The organism is Mycobacterium sp. NPDC003449 (assembly GCF_053588415.1).
The window spans coordinates 13,782-33,035 of the sequence record NZ_JBSFPX010000003.1 but is presented as its reverse complement, the minus strand read 5'-3'; the positions used below and the strand labels follow the sequence as shown (position 1 = coordinate 33,035).

Annotated in this window: 21 protein-coding genes; 15 read left to right on the top strand and 6 right to left on the bottom strand. The window is 65.7% G+C overall.

Annotated features, from left to right (window positions below):
- Positions 1–25 precede the first annotated feature (25 nt).
- Complete coding sequence (locus ACWDTP_RS01715; RefSeq protein WP_450015935.1) at positions 26–1,462, bottom strand: cytosine permease; 1,437 nt, start codon at positions 1,460–1,462, stop codon at positions 26–28.
- A complete protein-coding gene (locus ACWDTP_RS01710) occupies positions 1,462–1,626 on the bottom strand; it encodes a hypothetical protein (protein WP_450015933.1) in 165 nt (54 codons plus the stop codon). Before ACWDTP_RS01710 ends, ACWDTP_RS01715 begins: the two co-directional genes overlap by 1 nt.
- 129 nt (positions 1,627–1,755) lie before the next feature.
- Here ACWDTP_RS01710 and ACWDTP_RS01705 point away from each other — a divergent pair, with 129 nt between their 5' ends.
- Genes ACWDTP_RS01705 through ACWDTP_RS01690 form a run of 4 tightly spaced genes read left to right on the top strand, consistent with a single transcriptional unit; the run spans position 1,756 to position 7,019 of the window.
- A complete protein-coding gene (locus ACWDTP_RS01705) occupies positions 1,756–3,147 on the top strand; it encodes a flavin monoamine oxidase family protein (RefSeq protein WP_450015932.1) in 1,392 nt (463 codons plus the stop codon).
- A complete protein-coding gene (locus tag ACWDTP_RS01700; RefSeq protein ID WP_450016095.1) occupies positions 3,144–5,183 on the top strand; it encodes an acetate--CoA ligase family protein in 2,040 nt (679 codons plus the stop codon). The genes ACWDTP_RS01705 and ACWDTP_RS01700 overlap by 4 nt, the downstream gene beginning before the upstream one ends.
- Before the next feature lie 16 nt (positions 5,184–5,199).
- Positions 5,200–6,375 carry an acyl-CoA dehydrogenase family protein gene (locus ACWDTP_RS01695; RefSeq protein ID WP_450015930.1) on the top strand — a complete coding sequence of 392 codons (1,176 nt, stop codon included), beginning with the start codon at positions 5,200–5,202 and terminating at the stop codon, positions 6,373–6,375.
- A gap of 41 nt (positions 6,376–6,416) precedes the next feature.
- Complete coding sequence (locus ACWDTP_RS01690; RefSeq protein WP_450015928.1) at positions 6,417–7,019, top strand: TetR/AcrR family transcriptional regulator; 603 nt, start codon at positions 6,417–6,419, stop codon at positions 7,017–7,019.
- A gap of 74 nt (positions 7,020–7,093) precedes the next feature.
- On the opposite strand, the gene ACWDTP_RS01685 is transcribed toward ACWDTP_RS01690, so the two are convergent.
- Together ACWDTP_RS01685 and ACWDTP_RS01680 are read right to left on the bottom strand one after the other, a co-directional pair.
- Positions 7,094–7,675 carry a pyridoxamine 5'-phosphate oxidase family protein gene (locus tag ACWDTP_RS01685; protein ID WP_450015926.1) on the bottom strand — a complete coding sequence of 194 codons (582 nt, stop codon included), beginning with the start codon at positions 7,673–7,675 and terminating at the stop codon, positions 7,094–7,096.
- Positions 7,585–8,001 (bottom strand): nuclear transport factor 2 family protein, encoded by a 417-nt coding sequence (locus ACWDTP_RS01680; protein WP_450015924.1) that lies wholly within the window; start codon positions 7,999–8,001, stop codon positions 7,585–7,587. Before ACWDTP_RS01680 ends, ACWDTP_RS01685 begins: the two co-directional genes overlap by 91 nt.
- Positions 8,002–8,195: 194 nt before the next feature.
- On the opposite strand from ACWDTP_RS01680, the gene ACWDTP_RS01675 reads away from it, so the two are divergent.
- From ACWDTP_RS01675 to ACWDTP_RS01660, 4 genes are all read left to right on the top strand, one after another.
- A complete protein-coding gene (locus ACWDTP_RS01675; protein WP_450015922.1) occupies positions 8,196–8,870 on the top strand; it encodes an NADPH-dependent F420 reductase in 675 nt (224 codons plus the stop codon).
- A gap of 25 nt (positions 8,871–8,895) precedes the next feature.
- On the top strand, positions 8,896–9,663 hold the full coding sequence (locus ACWDTP_RS01670; RefSeq protein WP_450015920.1) for an SDR family NAD(P)-dependent oxidoreductase: 768 nt from the start codon (positions 8,896–8,898) through the stop codon (positions 9,661–9,663).
- A gap of 99 nt (positions 9,664–9,762) precedes the next feature.
- The gene (locus ACWDTP_RS01665) at positions 9,763–9,918 is read left to right on the top strand and encodes an NAD(P)-binding domain-containing protein (RefSeq protein WP_450015918.1); all 156 of its coding nucleotides are present in this window, start codon (positions 9,763–9,765) and stop codon (positions 9,916–9,918) included.
- Positions 9,919–10,183: 265 nt separating this feature from the next.
- On the top strand, positions 10,184–10,870 hold the full coding sequence (locus ACWDTP_RS01660) for a class I SAM-dependent methyltransferase (protein ID WP_450015916.1): 687 nt from the start codon (positions 10,184–10,186) through the stop codon (positions 10,868–10,870).
- An 8-nt stretch (positions 10,871–10,878) separates the two neighbouring features.
- On the opposite strand, the gene ACWDTP_RS01655 is transcribed toward ACWDTP_RS01660, so the two are convergent.
- Positions 10,879–11,631, bottom strand: a complete 753-nt coding sequence (locus tag ACWDTP_RS01655; protein ID WP_450015914.1) for an SDR family NAD(P)-dependent oxidoreductase — start codon at positions 11,629–11,631, stop codon at positions 10,879–10,881.
- A gap of 50 nt (positions 11,632–11,681) precedes the next feature.
- Here ACWDTP_RS01655 and ACWDTP_RS01650 point away from each other — a divergent pair, with 50 nt between their 5' ends.
- Positions 11,682–12,215: a TetR/AcrR family transcriptional regulator gene (locus ACWDTP_RS01650; RefSeq protein ID WP_450015912.1), complete on the top strand. Its 534-nt coding sequence runs from the start codon at positions 11,682–11,684 to the stop codon at positions 12,213–12,215.
- A gap of 248 nt (positions 12,216–12,463) precedes the next feature.
- On the opposite strand, the gene ACWDTP_RS01645 is transcribed toward ACWDTP_RS01650, so the two are convergent.
- A complete protein-coding gene (locus ACWDTP_RS01645) occupies positions 12,464–13,147 on the bottom strand; it encodes a TetR/AcrR family transcriptional regulator (protein WP_450015910.1) in 684 nt (227 codons plus the stop codon).
- Positions 13,148–13,321: 174 nt separating this feature from the next.
- Here ACWDTP_RS01645 and ACWDTP_RS01640 point away from each other — a divergent pair, with 174 nt between their 5' ends.
- The 6 genes from ACWDTP_RS01640 to ACWDTP_RS01615 are packed head-to-tail and all read left to right on the top strand — an operon-like array spanning position 13,322 to position 19,247.
- Positions 13,322–14,572, top strand: coding sequence for a cytochrome P450 (locus ACWDTP_RS01640; protein ID WP_450015908.1), 1,251 nt, complete (start codon positions 13,322–13,324; stop codon positions 14,570–14,572).
- Complete coding sequence (locus tag ACWDTP_RS01635) at positions 14,569–14,802, top strand: ferredoxin (protein WP_450015906.1); 234 nt, start codon at positions 14,569–14,571, stop codon at positions 14,800–14,802. The genes ACWDTP_RS01640 and ACWDTP_RS01635 overlap by 4 nt, the downstream gene beginning before the upstream one ends.
- Positions 14,795–15,832 carry an NAD(P)/FAD-dependent oxidoreductase gene (locus tag ACWDTP_RS01630; protein ID WP_450015904.1) on the top strand — a complete coding sequence of 346 codons (1,038 nt, stop codon included), beginning with the start codon at positions 14,795–14,797 and terminating at the stop codon, positions 15,830–15,832. Before ACWDTP_RS01635 ends, ACWDTP_RS01630 begins: the two co-directional genes overlap by 8 nt.
- 33 nt (positions 15,833–15,865) lie before the next feature.
- Positions 15,866–16,825: a fumarylacetoacetate hydrolase family protein gene (locus tag ACWDTP_RS01625; RefSeq protein ID WP_450015902.1), complete on the top strand. Its 960-nt coding sequence runs from the start codon at positions 15,866–15,868 to the stop codon at positions 16,823–16,825.
- A gap of 27 nt (positions 16,826–16,852) precedes the next feature.
- Positions 16,853–17,650 carry a cyclase family protein gene (locus ACWDTP_RS01620; protein WP_450015900.1) on the top strand — a complete coding sequence of 266 codons (798 nt, stop codon included), beginning with the start codon at positions 16,853–16,855 and terminating at the stop codon, positions 17,648–17,650.
- Entirely contained in the window at positions 17,643–19,247 is a 1,605-nt protein-coding gene (locus ACWDTP_RS01615) for a class I adenylate-forming enzyme family protein (RefSeq protein WP_450015898.1), read from the top strand. The genes ACWDTP_RS01620 and ACWDTP_RS01615 overlap by 8 nt, the downstream gene beginning before the upstream one ends.
- Positions 19,248–19,254: the final 7 nt, after the last annotated feature.

Here is a 19,254-nt window from a genome sequence, read left to right as displayed (position 1 = left end):
ATTGCACTCTCCACTCGGCGCGGGCTCAGGCGTATCCGCCCATGCCGAGGCGCTGCACGACGGTCCGCGTCAGGACGTAATGGGTCACGCCGGCAATCAGGAAGGGGGGCACTGATGCCGTCGTGTAGCGGAAGAGCTCACTGGGTTCGTAGGTGACCGGGTTGAGCAGCAGCGAATATGTCACCGCGCCAACCGCAACCGAGGCGAACGCCACGTAGTTGACGCCCTTCCAGTAGCCGTAGGCCGACTGATCCGCGGGCAGGAACAGGTCCCGAACGCTGAGGACGCGGCGGCGCAGGATGAAGTAGTCGACGATCTGCACGGCGCACAGCGGCGCCAAGACGATCGCCCCCCACGACAGGAAACGCCCGTAGTTGTCGTAGACCGCAGCGGGAAAGAACACCAGGATTGCGGCCGGGCCGAGGATGGCGGCGACCAGCCACGGCCAGGCGAGCGAGTGGAAGAAGCGCCCACCGCCGCCCTTGAGCGCAACCATCGACGCGTATCCCTGAGACAGGATCGCGGTGATGTTCGCGAAGCACACGATCACCAGCGCCACCATGCCCAGAACGACGCCTGCCAGTGGGATGAACCACTGGGTGGGCTCGTCGAGTTGCAGCGACAGCGCCGCGATCGATCCGACCACCGCGGCGATCACCGACGCGCCGAAGACACCAACCCAGTTGGGCCAGAACGCCGCTCGCGAACTGCGCGTCAGGCGGGCAAGGTTGCCGAGGTTGGGCCACCAGGCGAAGCCACCCGCGATGCTCAATTCGACGGCGAGCATGAAATTCAGATGGTTGTCCCCGGCCGCTCCACCCAGTGGCGCGAGCGCGACGAGTTCGCCCCAGGTGTTACCGGTGAAGACGATGACCAGAATGCCGATCAGGACGGCCATCAGCAAGGGCGCCAGCATGCGGCACACGATTTCGACCGAGACCGGTCCGCGAACCAGGATCAGCGCCGACACCACGATCGCAGCGAGTCCCAGAATGCTTGCCGCCGCGCCGGTCTGAGACAGTTCGATGCCGAGCAGCTGATTGGCGACGACCACCAGACCGTGACCAAACATGATCGCCAGCACCGCGGACCATGCTGCGGCGAGCACCGTCGACACCGCGATCATGACCACTCGCGCTCCGACCTCACCGAAGGTGCTCCGTACACCGATGAACTGCTCGATGCCGTACTTGACCGACGGCAGGCACGGCGCGAGAGCGACTGCGAGCACGCTGATTCCGTAGCCGATGACGATGGTGGCGATGGCTTGGGCGAGACCGACGTAGTACGCCACCGCCGCACCCTGCAGGAAGGCCCACGTGGCAATCGCGAGGCCGACGTTGACCGAGGAGTGCTGCCAGAAGCCCCAGATCCGCTCACGGGGAAGCAGAGGTAGATCGGTCAGGGTCGCGTCGACGCAGGTATCACTGGCCTGGAGTCCCCGGCGGGCGGTCTCGGTCATCAGTACGCCCACCACGTCAGCGCGATGACGGCGACGATCAGCGCCGCGACAGCCAGGAGGAAGTCGCGAAGCGGCAGGTCCGGCACGGTGGTCAACCCCGCATCCCCGGATTCGATCAGGGACAGACGGTCCTCGAACTGCTGATCCAGTGGCGTTGATTGCACGGTTACCCATTTCTGATCGGCGGGCCAGTTTAGAAAGAGTGTGTGGTGGAAGCCACATCCTGTCAATAGCATCGGCCGCATCACCGAAAATACTTGACTGGTGCGCCAGTTATTATAAGATCGCTGCTCATGACCCGCTTTTCCCTTGGGCCACTGCCTGCATCGGCGGCCGTGGTGGTCGTCGGCGCCGGATACGCCGGCCTGTCCGCGGCTCTGGAGCTGCACGACGCCGGGATCGACGTCGTCGTGCTGGAGGGCTCAGATCGCGTCGGCGGCCGGACACTGTCCGAGCAACTCGACGTCGGCTCGGGACTGGTCATCGACCACGGCGGGCAGTGGGTGGGCCCGACCCAGAAGCGCCTGCTGGAGGCCGCGGAGCGCTTCGGGTGCACGACCTTTCCGACCTACAACACCGGCAGCCACCTCGAACTGTGGACCGACGGCGTATGCAGGCCGTTCCGTGATGCCGGTCCGGTCGACGGTCCGGGAGTCACCGAGTACGTAGCGGCTGCCGAAGCCATCGACACCCTGGCCGCCACCATCGACCTGGAGAATCCAACTGCGGCGCAGCAGCTCTTGCAGTGGGACAGCCAGACTGTCCAGTCATACCTGGACCGCGAAGTGTCCGACGAGGATGCCAGGACCCGTATGGCCCTGGCCGTGCAGGGAGTGTGGACCGTCGAACCGCGGGACATCTCGCTGTTTCACTTCCTGTTCTACGTCGCAGCCGCGGGCGGATTCGACCAGCTGATGGAGACCGAGGGCTGCGCCCAGGAGCGACGATTCACCGCGGGAGCGCAGTCGGTGGCACTAGCCATGGCGACCCACCTGGGCGAGGTGGTCCACCTGAACGCCGCGGTCCGCGACATCCACACCCTCGACGACGGTGACGTACTCGTCGACACCGCACGGGGTCGGGTGCGGGCCCAGCGTGTCGTCGTCGCGGCCTCGCCGGGCGCCGCCGTGCGGATCCGGTTCACGCCGCCGCTCCCCCAGGCCCGCAACCGGTGGATGGAACGCAATCCCATGGGTGACGTCGCGAAGGTCCACACGGTCTACGCCACCCCGTTCTGGCGAAGCGCGGGCCACTCCGGCGAGGCCACAGTATACGGCGAGCACTCCGTCGGCGTGGTGTTCGACAACTCCCCCGAGGATGGCAGCGCCGGCGTCCTGGTCTCCTTCGTTTACGCCGACCGTCAACGGCGGTGGGCCGCACTGTCACCGGATGAGCGACAAGCTGACATACTCGCCACCCTGACAGCGCTTTTCGGCGACGCAGCCGCTGCGCCGTCGCACTACACCGAGAAGATCTGGCCGCAGGACCCATGGGCGTGCGGCGGGTACGCGGCGAATCCGGCGCCGGGCGTCTGGTTCGAGCACGGCCGGGAGGGGTGGCGCACCGCTTGCGGGCCCATCCACTGGGCGGGCACCGAGACGTCGAACGTCTGGAACGGCTACATCGACGGCGCCATCGCGTCGGGTCAGCGCGCTGCCGCCGAGGTCAAGGCGGAACTCCCCTGATAACCGATCTCCGAGTCTTCAGCGACCCGTCGTCGGTCGCCGTCGTCGGCGCGTCCGAGGACCCCGCCAAGTGGGGCTACTGGCTGGCGTCCGGCGCACTCGCAGGCGCCCACCGCAGGACCGTGCACCTGGTCAACCGACGCGCCACGGCCGTGCTCGGTCAGCCCTGCGCAGCAAGCATTTCCGAACTTCCTGAGGCGCCCGAGCTGGTCGCGCTGTGCGTGCCGGCCGGCCACGTCGACCTGGTCGTCGACGAGGCGCTGGCGCGCGGCACGCGCGGCTTCCTCGGCATCACCGCCGGGGTGGCCGACGATACCGGTCTCGCGGCCCGGATCACCTCAGGCGGTGCCCGGCTCATCGGGACCAACAGCCTCGGGATCTACGACGCCGCCCACGAGTTGCGGTTGATGTGGGGAGCGCCGACACCGGGGCAAATGGCGATTGTCTCCCAGAGCGGGCAGCTCGGATCGGAGCTGATGGCGATCGGCCGGCGTCACGGCCTCGGGGTGTCGCGCTTCGTGTCCATAGGCAACCAAACCGATGTCACGGCAACGGAAGTGCTGATCGATCTGGCGGACCACGACGACACCCGCGTCGTCGCCCTCTACCTGGAGAGCTTCACCAATGGCGAGGCACTGTTCGGTGCCCTGGCCACGCTGCGGGCGGCGGGCAAGCCCACCGTGCTACTCACTGTGGGTGCCAGCACGGCGAGTTCGCGGCTGGCACGCACGCACACCGGGTCGTTGACCTCGCCGCTGGACGTCCTCGACGCCGCGTGCCGAGCCGCCGGTGTGGTCCGCGTTGCGACGCCCGCGGAGCTGGTCGACGTCGCCCGCGGATTCCTCGCGCTCCCGGCGTCGCGTGGCCGCCGGGTGGCCATCGTCGGGGACAGCGGCGGGCAGAGCGGTATCGCCGCCGACGTCGCGGCCGCCGCTGGGCTGACTGTGCCGCAGTTCCCGGTGTCACTCTCCGATCGCCTAGACGACCAGCTGCCTACCGGCGCCGCCTGCAGCAACCCGGTTGATCTCGCAGGCGCAGGCGAGCAGGATCTCGGTAATTACGCAGCGGTGGTCGAACATGTCTGCGCCGCAGCTGATGTCGATGCCGTCGTGATGACGGGCTACTTCGGCTGTTATTCGCAGGACGTCCCCGACATGACTGATGCGGAAGTCGCCGTCGCTCGGAAGCTGGGTGCCATCGCCAGCACCGCGGGACTTCCTGTCCTCGTCCACACGATGGCGCCCGATTCGGTGACGGCACGGGCACTGTGGGACCACGGCGTCCCGACCTACGGCCGGATTGAGGCCGCCATGCGGGTGGTCGCGGCACTGTCGGAATCCACGCCGACGCCTGTGGCCGCGGTCCGCGAATCCACCACCGCCGTGGTCGAACCCGGCTACTGGTCTGCCCGCGCCGTGCTCTCTGACGCGGGGGTGTCATTTCCACCGGGCGCGGTGGTGCGCGACAGCGCCGGACTGGACGCCGCCGCCGACGGCCTCCGGGCCCCACTGGTGCTGAAAGCTGGCTGGTTGGAACATAAGAGCGAGGTCAGCGGGGTGCGGGTCAACCTGCGCGACCGCGCCGATCTGCACGCCGCGTTCGACGACATGCGGGCCCGACTCGGGGACGGCGAGTACGTCGTCGAGGAACAGGATCAGCGGCCCGACGCCGTCGAGGTGCTGATCGCCGCGCGCCGTGATCCGCACTTGGGTCCGGTCGTGGTCGTCGGTGCCGGCGGGACCGAAACGGAGGTGCTACGCGACATCCGGATGGAATGCGCGCCGGTCAGTCCGACTACGGCGACAGCGATGCTGGAGGGCCTGCGGATGGCGCCGCTACTGCACGGGTGGCGTGGGCGGGCGCCAGTGGACGTCGACGCCCTGACCGCGGCTGTCATGGCGGTTTCCCAGCTCATCGCGGCGCGGCCGGACATCAGCGAGATCGAACTTAATCCGGTGCGGGCCACCACCTCCGGTGTGCTGGCCGTCGACGCACTGGTGGTCGGCAAGTCCATCTACACCGATTCATCGCATTAACCCGAAGGAGATAGTCATGGTCGCAGAGACCACCAATATTCCGGCCTGGCCGCTCACCGACGAGCAGCGCCAGATCATCGATCTGTGCCACGATTTTGCGGCCAGGGAAATCCGCCCGCGCGGTCGTGAAGTCGACGAGGCCGACACGGTCACGCCGGTGGACATCTTCGCGAAGGCTGCGGCGGTCGGCATCACCGACTTCATGATCCCGGAGGAGTACGGGGGCGGTGGCTTCACCGACGTCTTCACCCAGTGTTTGGTCCAAGAAGAGCTGTGCTGGGGCGACCCCGGCATCGGAAACCTGGTGTGCTCCAACGGCTTCTTTTCCGACCCGATCATGGTGCTCGGCACCGAGGAGCAAAAGAAGCGCTGGCTGACGCCGCTCACCGGTCCGGAAGCGGTCATGACCGCACTGGCGACCACTGAGCCCGAATCCGGGTCGGACGCCGCTTCCATCGTCACCACCGCCTGCCGGGTCGAGGGCGGGTACCGGATCACCGGGCAGAAGGCGTGGATCTCCAATGCCGGTACCGCCGCGCAGTACGTGATCTTCGCCAAGACCGATCCCTCCAAGCGGTCGGGGGGCATCACCGCGTTCCTCGTCGGCAAGGACGCCGAAGGGCTCTCGTTCGGCGAGCCGATGAAGAAGATGGGTCAGCGCGCCATCGTGTGCCGCGAGATCTTCCTCGACGACGTCTTCGTGCCCATCGATGACCGGTTGGGTGACGAGGGGCAGGGGTTCTACGGCTTGATGGGGACGTTCGACATCTCCCGCGTGGTGCTCGGCGCTGCCGCGGTGGGTGCGGCGCGGGCCGCCTACGAATACGCCCTCGAATACGCGCAGACGCGAAAGCAGTTCGGCGTGCCCATCATCGAGCACCAGGCCGTGGCATTTCGGTTGGCGGACATGGCCACCCGAATCGAGGCCGCGCGATTGCTGACGCTGCACGCCGCGCGTGTCATCGACAGCGGCGCCCCGGCTCGCGGGATCGCCGCGATGGCCAAGCTCACCGCGTCTGAGACCGCCATGTTTGTCACCCACGCTGCCGTGCAGACGCTTGGCGGCTGGGGCTATTCGCGCGAGTACCCGGTCGAGCAGTGGATGCGCGACGTCAAGCTGGAGGAGATCGAAGAGGGCACCTCCGACATCATGCGGCTGGTGATCTCCCGCAATCTGGGCCAACGCCGGTAGGGTTAACCGGTCGGCCGGTTATCTGCTTGTACCATCGGAGCATGCCGCGCCCAAGTGTGGAAGCCGAGCGTCGGCCCCAGATCCTCGCCGCGGCCTGCGCCGTGATCGCCTCGGTCGGCATCCCCGCCCTCCGGCTCTCCGACGTCGCCAAGGAAGCCGGTGTGAGCTCGGGAACCGTCCACTACTACTTCGAAACCAAGCGGGAAGTCATCGCCGCCGCGTTCGAGTACAACCTGGCGGACTCGCTGGCCCGGCGTCAGAAGCTGCTGGCATCCGGGAAGGACGGCGTGGCGATCCTGCACGACCTCGTCGAGTCCTACCTCCCCAACGACGAACAGTCGGTGCGCGCCTGGAAGGTCTGGCTGGCGCTGTGGGCCGAAGGCAGCCGCGATCCCGTGCTGCAGGAGATCAACGACCGCCTGTACGGCCAGTGGCGTGATGTCGTAGCCGAGGTGCTGAAGAACGCACAGCACGAGGGGTTGACCCGCGACGGCGATCCGGAGGTGCAGGCGAACATGCTCATCGGCCTGCTCGACGGCCTCGCGGTCCAAGTGGTGCTGAAATCGCCCGGCATGCCGCTCGACCTGATGCGGCGGATCTGCGATGACTTCATCGACAACTCATTGACGCTCGAGAAGGCCTGAGTCGTCCACAGCGCGACGCGGCTTCGTCAGCCACATCATCGAGATCGCGGATCCGCCGGAGCCGGCCAGGCTCGTCAGATCGGCGTCCCGATCGACGTCGTTCTACCCGTGTGCCATGGGCCGACACCGGACACGCGGGTGATGTCGACCGTGATGAGGAGCTGTCCTCCGTCGTCCGGCTCGGTGTTGGGTCCGCCGGTGTACTTGTAGAAGAGTTGGTCCAGGAACTCCCGGCCGTGTCGGGGATCATCGTCGATCGATGCGACGCCCTCGATGAGAAGGTGCCGGAGCAAGCCGTTGCTGTTCTTCTGGTTGTCTTGGATCGACAGGATGCACTCGGGATCGTTCGCGAGATTCTTGCCCTTGATCCGCCACGGTGGCGTCGCGAATTGGATCTGCCCCTCGTCGGTCACGTCGATCCAGATGAAAGACACGTGTGGACGACCGTTCGGCCGCATGGTGATCAGATGGGCAGGCGGCCGCGACTCAATGAGTGCTCGGGCCTCTGGGTGCAGGTTGTAAGTCAAGGATCGCCTTGGTGTTGGTGTAGTGGTGATTTGGGTACTCAGCTCGCTTCGGTGAGAGACAGCGCCGGTACGCCCACGGCCGGCGCGAGGCGCTTCTGGACGGCGACGATCGCCGGTAGCGGCCGCCACTGAACCGTCATCGCGTCGATCTTGCCCTCGGCGTTGACGTGCACGATGTCCACTCCTTCGAGCTCGGCGTCACCGGCCCGCAGTTTGAGCACGACCGCGAACGTCTCGGGCCCGCCGATGACATCGGTGGAGTCGAAATCGTCGACAGCATTCAACAAGTGGCCTATGACAGCCAAGGCGGTATCGCGTCCGATGAAGGGTTCGGCGAAGATGGGGCTCTTGAGCACGATGTCGTCGGCGAGATGGTCACCGGCGCGACCGGCGTCGTGGTTGTGCAATGCGTCCAGCAGAGCCGTCAAACCGGTGGGTACTTCGCTGGTGGCCAATTCGTTCTCCTTCGATCATCCGGTGTTGCACCGGTAGATGGTTCCCCGACCTACCTTATTCGGGAGACTGGCAGTCTGCTCAATGCATCTGCCGGCTGATTGATTCCCGCGCCACGGGAATTTATCGGCGAGCCGCCACATTGATCATACTGACCGTCTAACGAACATGCTTTCGGCGAAAGGAAACACCCCCCATGCGCATCGGCGTAGTGAACGCGGGCAACATCGGACGGACGCTGTCGCGGGCCTGGCTCGCAGCAGGTCACGAACTGTTCCTCGCAAAGGAAGGGCGACAGGACAAGCTCGACGCGTTCGTCGAGGCCCATCCGCAGGTCCAGCGCGGCACCCTCGCCGAGGCCGCCGACTTCGGCGAGGTCGTCCTGTTCTCGGTGTATTGGCCGCGACTTGATGCCGTCCTCGAAGCGGTCGGGCCGTTGTCGGGGAAGGTGGTCATCGAGACCATGAACCCCCTGCAGGTCAGCGCGGACTTCGAACACAGCCACGACAAGGCTTTCATGGCACAGTCGTCGACCACCGAGGAATTGCAACGCCGACTCCCGGACGCGCGGGTAGTCAAGGCGTTCAACACGATGCCCTCGGATCTCCTCGACAACCGGCGGTGGGCCGGCTCCCCGGCAACACCATCGGTATTCATCGCCGGTGCCAACGCCGCGGCGAAGAAGACGGTAGCCCAGCTGGCCGAGGACGCCGGATTCCCGGCGATCGACGCGGGCCCCCTGGTCGCGGCACGCAGCATCGAACAGCTCGGTCTGCTGACCCATTACATCGGGGACAACCACTTCGGCGGAGACCTCGGCCGTTTTGCGCCGGCCATCCTGACCGTCCCCGCCGCCGGCACCCAGGGCTAGCACACACCTTATGGAGGTATTGAAAATGTCACGACCACTGACCGGAAAGACCGCCCTCGTCACCGGAGGCTCGCGAGGCATCGGCCGCGCGATCGCAGAACGTCTCGCGCAGGACGGTGCGGTCGTCGCGCTCACCTACAACGAGAGCAAGTCCGGCGCGGACGAAACCGTCAGGGCGATCGAAAAAGCCGGCGGCAGCGCCTTCGCACTGCACGCCGACCTCGTGGATGCCGACTCCATCCCGAATCTGTTCGGGCAACTCGACGGTGAACTCACTCGGCGCAACGGAAGCAACACGCTCGACCTGCTGATCAACAATGCCGGGAACTCCGGTTGGGGCGGCCTGACCGACACGACACCGCAGAGCTGGGACACGATGTTCGCGGTCCACGTCCGTGCGCCCTTCTTCCTCGTCCAATCGGCGCTGACCCGGATCGCCGACGGCGGACGCATCATCAACGTCTCCTCCGCCGCGGCCACGCGTCCGATGCAGGCGGTGCCCGTCTACTCCATGGCCAAGGCCAGCATCAACAACTTGACCCATTCGCTCGCGATGGAACTCGGACCGCGCCGCATCACCGTGAACGCGGTGGCCCCCGGCTGGACCAGGACCGACATGAACGCCGCCGTCCGCGAGAACGCCGACATGGTCACCGCTATCGAGTCGGACACCGCGTTGGGACGCTTCGGCGAGGCCTCCGAAATCGCGGCATTGGTCGCCTTCCTGGCCTCCGAAGAAGCCCAGTTGGTGACCGCACAGGTGATCGAGGCCAGCGGCGGCTACAAGCTCTGACCGTCCTGCACCAGCGGCGGTTCCGGCAGCAGCGCGCCGCAGTCAACGACATCAAACCCGACGGTCCCGCCGTCGCCACTCAGAAACGAGAACTCCGCAATGACGCACACCATCGGAATCATCGGCTCCGGCCTGGTCGGCGGCGCGACAGCCCGCCTCGCCATCGACGCGGGCTACGACGTCGTGCTCAGCAACTCGCGAGGACCGGAATCCATTGCCGATCTGGTCGAGGCTCTCGGCCCGCGCGCACAATGATCGCCAACGCCGAACGCCCGTCGCCGATCGGCGGAACGCTGGCCGGAATGCCGCCGGCCCACGTCGCTATCTTCATGGACCATGCGAGCGGCAACACCGTCAACAGATAACTTCCTGGCGGACAGCGGAATCACCGCCGAAACGCCTCCACAGATGGCTGACACACCGCCGCGTCCATCGCGGCGATGTGTCAGCGCGTGACGGCATATTGCCCAGATGGCAAGTTCTCTTGCCATCTTCGACCTCGGGCGCCGACCATCGTGGCGTGACCACACCACCGAACCCATTCGACGATCCCGCCCATATCGCTATGTACGCCGAGCGCGCCGGGCAGATGGTGCCCGCGCTGGCCGACATCCACCGCCTGGTCGGCGTCCTCATCGAGGAACACGCTCCGACTGACACCAGGGTGCTGGTACTCGGGGCCGGCGGCGGACTGGAGACGAAGGCACTCGCGGAGACTCATCCAAGGTGGACCTTCGATGCGGTCGACCCATCGGCCGCGATGTTGGATCTTGCGGTACAGACCCTGGGATCACACGCGTCGCGGGTGTCGATGCACAACGGCTACATCGACGACGCGCCGCTTGGCCCCTTCGGTGCTGCGACCAGCCTGCTGACGTTGCACTTCCTTACAGCCGACGAACGGCTGCGTACGGTGTCCGAGGTGCGGCGCCGGTTGACGCCCGGGGCCCCGTTCGTCGTGATGCATCTCAGCATCGCGCACCGCGACGAGGCTGAACGACGCACCTGGATAGACCGGCATGTGGCGTACCTCGTCGCAACGGGCATCGATCCCGCGGTTGCGCAGAAGGCGCGTGTCGCAATCGAATCCGACGTCCCCGTGTTGTCACCCGAGGAGGACCGCGCCATCCTCGAGGAGGCCGGCTTCACCGACGTCACAGACTTCTTCTTGGCGTTCAACTTCCGAGGGTGGGTCGGCTACGCGTAGTTCAGCCGTCACCACGGGATCGTCGCCCCGTGCCGGTCGAGGTACTGCAGACCGGGCACGCCTCGCTGCGCTTCGACCGTGTCAACCAGCGCCGGGATGCTTTCGGACACCTCGAGCGCGGCCTTGGGACCACCCAGGTCGGTCTTGACCCAGCCGGGCGCCGTCAGGAGCAGCGCACGGGAATCGCCGGCATGGCGGGCGGCAAAGCTTCGCATCAGCTGATTCAGCGCAGACTTCGTCGCCCGGTACACCTCGAATCCGCCAGAGGTGTTGTTCGTGATGCTGCCCTGGCCGGAGGACATGACCGCGATCGTGCCGGTCGGGCTCACCAGCACCTGCAGACGCTCGACGGTGCGCATCACGCTCAACGCGTTGGTCAGCATCATCCGCTCGAAATCTTCATTCGCGATGTCGGTTGCGATCGCCTCCCTCGGCGCCAGCGAGATGCCCGCCACGACGAACAGCAGATCGAACGTGCGGCCGGTCAGGCGCCGGGCGAGAGCGTCGAGTTCGGCCGATTCGTCGATGTCGACCTGCTCGATCTCGACCCGCCCGTCCGCACGTCGCGCGTAGTCGTGCAGCGGTGTCGTCCTCGTGCCACGCACGGTGCCGACGACCTGCGCGCCACGCGTCACATACTCCTCGACGACCGCCTCACCCAACCCCCGGGACGCACCGATCACCAGCACCGATCGGTGACCGCTCTCGCCCTGCACCTGTTCCTGCATGTCGTTCTCCTCCGCCGAGCCCGGTTGGCTCATCACTTGTTGAGTCAACGATACCCCTCGCTCATCATTTGTAGAGTGAACTCATGGCCGAACCTCGAACCCGCGCCGATCGCCGGGCCCTGACCGCATCGAAGATCCTGTCGGCGGCACAGCAGGAGTTCGGTGACCACGGCGTCGACGGCGCGACCATTCGTGGCATCGCACGGCGCGCGGGCGTGGATCCATCCCTCGTCCTTCAGCACTACGGAACCAAGCAGGCACTGTTCGCACTCGCCGTCCAGCCGACCGACAAACTCGACCGCGGGGAGGTGCGCCAGCATCTCGGCCTGGTGCTGGAGGACCGGCTGCACCGGCTCGCGCCGGCCACTCGGGCCCTGATGCGCTCCATGCTGACCTCGCCGGAGGCCGCGCGCGTCATGCGCGACTATCTGCAAGACCGCGCCGACGTCCTGGCTGCGACCTCGACGCAGCAGGATGCCGAGCTTCGCGCCGAGCTCGTCGTGGCGAGCATCCTCGGCATCACGATCGCCAGGCACTTCCTCGAACTGCCTGCGCTCGCGCAGACCGACGGCTCATCCGCGGCAGACTTCCTCGCCCGACTGCTCGACCCGGCCTGATCGCCACCCGCCTGAACGGAGCCACGAGCTTTGACAATCACCGAAGGGTGTTTGGGGCGGGGTGCCTCGAGGCGCTCGTTGGCGCTGAGGTGTAGCCAGACCCTGGGGCCGGCAGAAGAGGTCGCCCCGCCGTGGATCACGTTTGCAGATTTGGTGGGTCGAGGCAAGTGCGGTGTGCCTCGGGGCTACTTTGACCGCGAACCGAGGGTGTTGTCGAGCTTTAGACGCGGCCCGGCCACGGCAGCCGGTCACGCACCACCGACATCCGAGCCCTCGTCCGCCAGCACCGCGTAGGCGGCGCGAGCCAGACCTTGCGCCAGCGAGTTCTCTGCCGCGGCATCGTGATCGCCGGTGAAGAGAAAGTACAGGTTGCGCTCCACCATCCAGCACACGATTTCGCCTCGCTGGTATGCCTCGGCGGTGTTGGTGTCGGACTTGCCCTGCAGTATCGCGTCGCCCAACGTACCGGCGAAGTCGCGCATCACCTCGCGCCACTTGTCAGCTCCGACTCCCAGATGCGACGAGAGTTCGACGGCTGCGGCGAATGTCTGGCGATGCCGTCGCCATCCCGTGAGTGCTGCGGCGACGATCCGGGTCGTGAACTCGGCCATCGACTCGTCGGAAGTTCGCCCGTACATCGCGGTCCGCATTTCGTCGGTTGCGCGAGCGATCAGGGCGTCCAGGGCGTCGGCCTTGCTCACAAAGTAGAAATAGACGCTGGTCCGGTGCAGTGAGGATGCCTTGGCGATGGCGTCCATCGAGACCTCGGCAATCGGGGTCGTCCGGAGTATCTCCTCAAAGCTGTCGAGGATGAGCTCTCGGCGCTGATCGCCCTGTCGGGGCGCATTTGAACGGTGCCGTCGACGCTTGGAGTTTCCAGTTTTGGCTTGGGGACGGGTGGCCGCCTGGGTGGGTTTGCCGTCGTCACTCATGTCCCCACGCAGCCTAGCCGTCAAAGTTCTGCACTACGTCGCCGACGGCATCGGCACCTTGTTCATCGCACCGTGCTCACATGTCCACACCCTGTTGACTAGAAGCGTGATGCGTCGCATACTCGACCGAGCTCACGACTTGAGCCACTCGTTGCGACTCCGATGGAGCAGACATTGACCACAGCCCCAGCCCCCTCTGTGAACCAGCGCGCTGCAGGCCTCTTCGCCGAGTTGTTCGGCGGACAGATGCAAGATCCGTTCCCTGCCTACGACGAGCTCCGTGAAATTGATGACGGAGTTCACTGGTGTGCCCCATTGCAGACCTACCTCGTGTGCCGCTACGCGGACGCGCGGCTCCTTGGCAGCGACTACCGCCAGTTCTCCAGCGACATCTTCTACGACTCCGCACCCAGTTGGCACGACCCCGATCAGCCCGAACACCTGCGTTTTCTCGACGCCGCGTCGCGCCTGTTCATGTTCTCTGACCCGCAGGTGCACACACGAATTCGCTCGACGTTCCGTCATGTCTTCACCCCGGCTGCGATCTCCGCATGGGAGCCCAAGATCCGCCAGGTGACCGAGAACTTGATCAGCCGGTATCCCGTCGGCGAAGAGTTCGACATCATGCCCGGCTTTGCGGCCGACGTACCGGTCGCCGTGATCGCCGCGATCCTCGGCGTGCCCGACGAAGCGCGCGCCAAGTTCCGTGAGTGGTCTTATGGGTTTGCCTCGACGTTTGATCCCGTTGTGCAAGGCCCACAACGGGATCGAGCAATCACGGCGTCACTGGAGCTCTTCGACTATCTCAGCGAACTCATCGCGGAGCGGACAGTCCGGCCGAAGGACGATCTCATCAGCGAACTGATTCGCACCGAAACGCTCTCCGGTGACCACCTGTCCGACGCCGAATTGGTCTCGCAGCTCGCGCTGTTGCTGGTCGCAGGGAACGAGACCACCACCACGCTGATCGGTACGGGTCTCACTCACTTCTTCGACAACCCCCACATTCTCGACGAGGTCCGCACGGACCGCAGCAAGTTGCCGACGGCGATCGAAGAGATCCTGCGCCTCGACCCGCCACTTCACCTGCTGCTTCGCAAAGCCGTCAACGAGGTGCAGGTGGGCGAGACAACCATACCGGCCGGTTCGATCCTCTCACCCTGCCTGCCGGCGGCGAACCGTGATCCGCGAGTATTCGACTCGCCCAACGAGTTTCGTATTGACCGCAGCGCGAACCGGCACCTCGCCTTCTACCACGGCATCCACTTCTGCGTGGGCGCACCACTGGGCCGACTGGAGGGCCGCGTCGTCTTCGACTACGTGCTCGATACGTTCCCCAACCTCCGCGCGGGAAACACACCGCCGCGGCGGCGCACCAGTAACGCCGTGGCGCGCGGATGGGAGACGAGGCCGGTGATCCTGTGACCGAAAATTCCACTGCGATCCACATCTCCGCACGACGCGATCAGTGCGCGGGCAGCGGCGGATGTGTCGCCGCAGCGCCCAGTCTGTTCGAACTCGATTCCAACGGTTGGGTACACGTGCGCGACGCCTGGCCTCCGATGACCGAACTCGGCAACGCGTTACGCGCCCACGACGCGTGTCCCTTGGGGTTGATCGAGGTCACCGACGAATCGGGAGACTCCCTTGCCTGAAGCCACATCCGCACCGAGACATGTCGCCGCCGACATCGCCGTCATCGGCGCGGGCCCGGTCGGTCTCTTCGCCGCCTATTACGCCGGATTCCGTTCTCGAACAGTGGCCGTTATCGACGCCCTGCCGGTGGTCGGGGGCCAGGTGACGGCGATGTACCCGGAGAAGGCTATCCACGACGTCGCCGGATTTCCCGCCATACCCGGTCGTGAGCTCATCGCCGGGCTCGAACTGCAGGCCTCGCAGTTCGACCCTCAGTATGTGCTCGGCGAACGCGCAGAGAGCATCGAGCATGGCGACGGAAACCAGCCGAGCGGCGTGCGCATACACACCGATCAGGGAACCGTGATCGACGCCGGCGCCGTGATCATCGCGTCCGGCGTCGGCGGTTTCACGCCACGCCCCCTGCCCTCAGGCACCGGGCTGAAGGATCACGACGTCGCACATTTCGTCACCGCTCCGACTCAATTTCAGGGACGGGACGCCGTGATCGTCGGCGGCGGCGACAGCGCACTCGACTGGGCACTGACGTTATACCCCATCGCGAATTCGGTGACGGTGGTGCACCGCCGTGCCGACTTCAGGGCCCACGAACACAGCGTAGCGTCGGCCCGACAGGCAGGTATCCGTTTGCTGACCCGTTCCAAGATCGTCGGCAGCAGATACGGCACCGACTTGGAATCGGTGACTATCCATCGCGATTCCGGCAATTCCATGACGGTGCCCTGTCATCGCGTGATCGCGGCGTTGGGATTCACCGCCGCATTGGGGCCGCTGCTCACCTGGGACCTCGGGATATCAGACAATCGACATATCCCGGTGGACTCCACCATGAGCACGATCGCACCGAGGATTTTCGCCGCCGGCGACATCACGACTCACCCAGGCAAAGTGCCACTCATCGCAGTCGGATTCGGCGAAGCCGCAACCGCGGTCAGCAACGCCTGCCGGTTACTCGATCCGGCCGAACCATTGTTCGGCGGTCACTCGACCGATCGTGCGATGCCCGCCCCCGCGGTAGGAGCACGCTGATGCCACCGCCACCACGCCTACCCAAGGAACATCGTGAAGTACCTCAGCTACCGTAAGAATGGCCGGGCTGCCGCAGCAGTTCTCCTCGACGACCAGCACATCCTCGACCTCCGGTCTGCGCTCGGCGACGAGTTCTCCGCCGTCGCCGACATCGTTGCCGCAGGACCACGGGTCTGGGACGCTGTGCGCACCGCCCACGCCGATCCGCCACCGGAGTCCGTCGTCGAACTGGGCGCAGCGGAACTGCTCGCTCCGATACCCGCACCGGTTCGTCTGCGCGACTGCACCCTGTTCACCGAGCACATTCAACCTGCATTCCACGCCCTGGCCCGCAAACGCGCCGCCGCAGCGCCCGACCCCGAGGCCGAGTACCAACGCATGCTCACCGCAGGCGAATGCGACCTCCCCGATGTGCTGACGAAACAGTTCGTCTACTACAACGGCGACCACCTGTCCGTGAGCGGTCCCGGCCAGACGATAGTCGCCCCACCCACGTCGAAATCGGTCGACTACGAACTCGAGTTCGCGGCGGTCCTCGGCACCGGAGGCCGCGACATACCTGAACGCACAGCACGCCAACATATTTTCGGGTACTGCATCTTCAACGATTGGAGCGCGCGTGATGTACAGAGCGAAGTGATGAAGTCGACGCTGGGCCCCGCCGAAGGAAAGGACTTCGATGGCAGCAACACACTCGGCCCGTACCTCGTCACCGCCGATGAAGTCGGCGATCCCTACTCGCTGGAGATGATCGCCAGAGTCAACGGCGAGGAATGGTCTCGGGGCAACTCGTCGTCGATGACCCATTCCTTCGAGTTCGCCATCGCCCATCTCAGCCGCGGCAAGAACCTTTACCCAGGGGACATCCTCGGCAGCGGCACGGTGCTGAGCGGTAGCGGATTCGAGCTCGGCCGGTCCCTCGGTGACGGAGCCGTTGTCGAGCTGGAGATCGAGCGTCTCGGCACCCTCACCAACACCCTGTCCTACACATAGTCGGCCCACGACCGCCAGGAGACCATCATGACCAAACTCGTCGAACTCTCGAGACTCATGAAGCCCGCGCCCGGCATTGAGGTTCCGCCCGGATACGAAACCCTGCGAGTCGTGCTAGGGCCCGATATCACCTACGGGCCGCCGGAATCGGTCGGCTTGAAACACGTCACATCGGTTTTCGGTTGCAGCACAGACGAATTGCCCAATGGCGAGGGCTGGGGTGAGGACCACATCACCATGAGCAGCCATTGCAACACCCATGTCGACGCTCCCCTGCACAGTGGCAATCTGTGTGAGGGCAAGCCGGCCCGCACCATCACCGACGTCACCCTCGAGGAACTGTACCGTCCGGGGATCGTGCTCGATGTCCGAGATTGGGTCCAGCCCAACCAGCCGATCCAGGTCGACGCGCTCGACGCTGCCATCGAGGCCGCCGGGCGTCCGATAGAACCGGGCGACGCGGTTCTCCTCCGGACCGGCCAGGAGCGCTATGACGTTTCGGATCCCGAGTTTTTCCAGTATCCAGGGATGACCGCGGAGGGCACACTGCATCTGACTGGGCTGGGAGCCACTATCCTCGGCACCGATGCGATGGGCTGGGACCGTCCGTTCCCGGTGATGAAGAAGGCATACGAGGAGACCGGGAACCCGGCAGAAATCTGGGACGCCCACTTCGCTATCGCCCAGCGTGAAGCGTTCATCGTCCAGCAGATGACCAACCTCGATCAGCTGCCATTGCACGGATTCATGGTGGGCTTCTTCCCGTTGCGCCTGTATATGGCCAGCGCCGCCCCCGCCAGAGTGGTGGCGTTCCTCGATGACTGAGCAGACGGGGGACGCGCGAAAGACCTTCGGCGAGCTATGGGACGAGTGCGTCGCCGAGCATGCCGACTCGACGTTCTTGGTGTTCGCCCATCCCGGGGCCCGGCCCACCACGTGGACGTATCGCGAGTTCGACGACATCGTGGCGCGGACGGCAGCAAGGCTGTCCGGTGACGGGGTCAGGGAGGGCGACTGCGTGCACCTGGCATTGCGCAATTGCCCGGGGTTCGTCGCGATCTGGCTGGCACTTGCTCGACTGGGCGCGTGGATGGTGCCGGCCGATCCGGCAGCCGCGCCGGGTGATTTGCGCCGGCAGGCCCAGCGCACGCATCCCAGGGTCGGTATCTGTGGCGACTCCCGCGCCGGCACCTACCTCGAGGGCATGTCCGGGCTGATCCCGACGATCATCGAACTCACCGAAACCGCCGCCGACGTACTTCCCGACGGTGTATTGCTCACCGATTCGCGGGTGCCGAAGTCTACCGCCGTCGGACCCGCGGACCGGTTGGCGGTGATGTTCACCTCCGGCACCACCGGAACCCCCAAGGGCGTTGTGCTGACACAGGCGAACTACGTGAGCGCGGCACGGGTGATGGCCGAACTGTCGGCGGTGGACACCGAGCACAGATGGTATGTGACACTGCCGATCTTCCATGCGAACGCGCAGTATTACTGCTTTGCCAGTGCGATCGCGGTCGGCGCCAGTATCGCATTGACAGCGGCGTTCACGGCCTCCGGCTGGACTGCCGGAGCCCGCGCCCTCCAGGTGACCCACGCCAGCTTGTTCGCCGCGCCGATCCGGATGATCTTGGCACGTACGTCATCTGAACAGGAGCCACTGGATCTCGAACACGTTTGGTTCGCACAGAATCTCAGTGCGAACCATTACACCGATTTTGCCCAACTGGTGGGTACCCGGCCCCGGCAGCTGTACGGCATGACGGAGACGCTCGCGGTCGCCTGCTGCGACATGGAGAAGCCGTACCGCCACAACGTTATCGGTCGGCCACCACGTGGTCGGCAACTGCGGGTCCGGGTGCCGGGCACCGGCCAAGACGCGGCAGTCGGGCAGGCTGGCGAACTCCTGATCCGCGGAACTCCCGGCGCGGACCTGTTCGCGTGCTATCTCGACGACGCGGCGGCCACCGACCGCGCCTTCGATCCCCTCGAAGCCGGGGACGTTTGGTTCGCGACGGGTGATCTGGTCGCTTCCGACGAGGCCGGCGATCTCAGGTTCGTCGGCCGGGTCGATGACATCATCAAGGTCGCGGGCGAGAACGTGAGCCTCGCGGAGATCGAAGGCCAACTCACGTCCGCGCCCGGCATCTTCGAGGCTGCGGTGATCGCCCGTGCCGATCCCATCCGGGATGTTGTTCCCGTGGCCTACGTCGTACCGAAGGACCCCGCGAATCCTCCTACGGCGAGCGAACTGTCGGATTGGGCGCGCCGACAATTGTCGCCGGCGGCCCGCCCGGTGGAGTGGCATTTCATCGACGAACTCCCCCGCACCAGCGTGGGCAAAGTGCGGCGCTTCCGAATCGGTGCCGACACCGCGTCGCCCGGAGACACCACCGCCGCCAAGCCTCATCTTCCTGTATGAAAGGCCA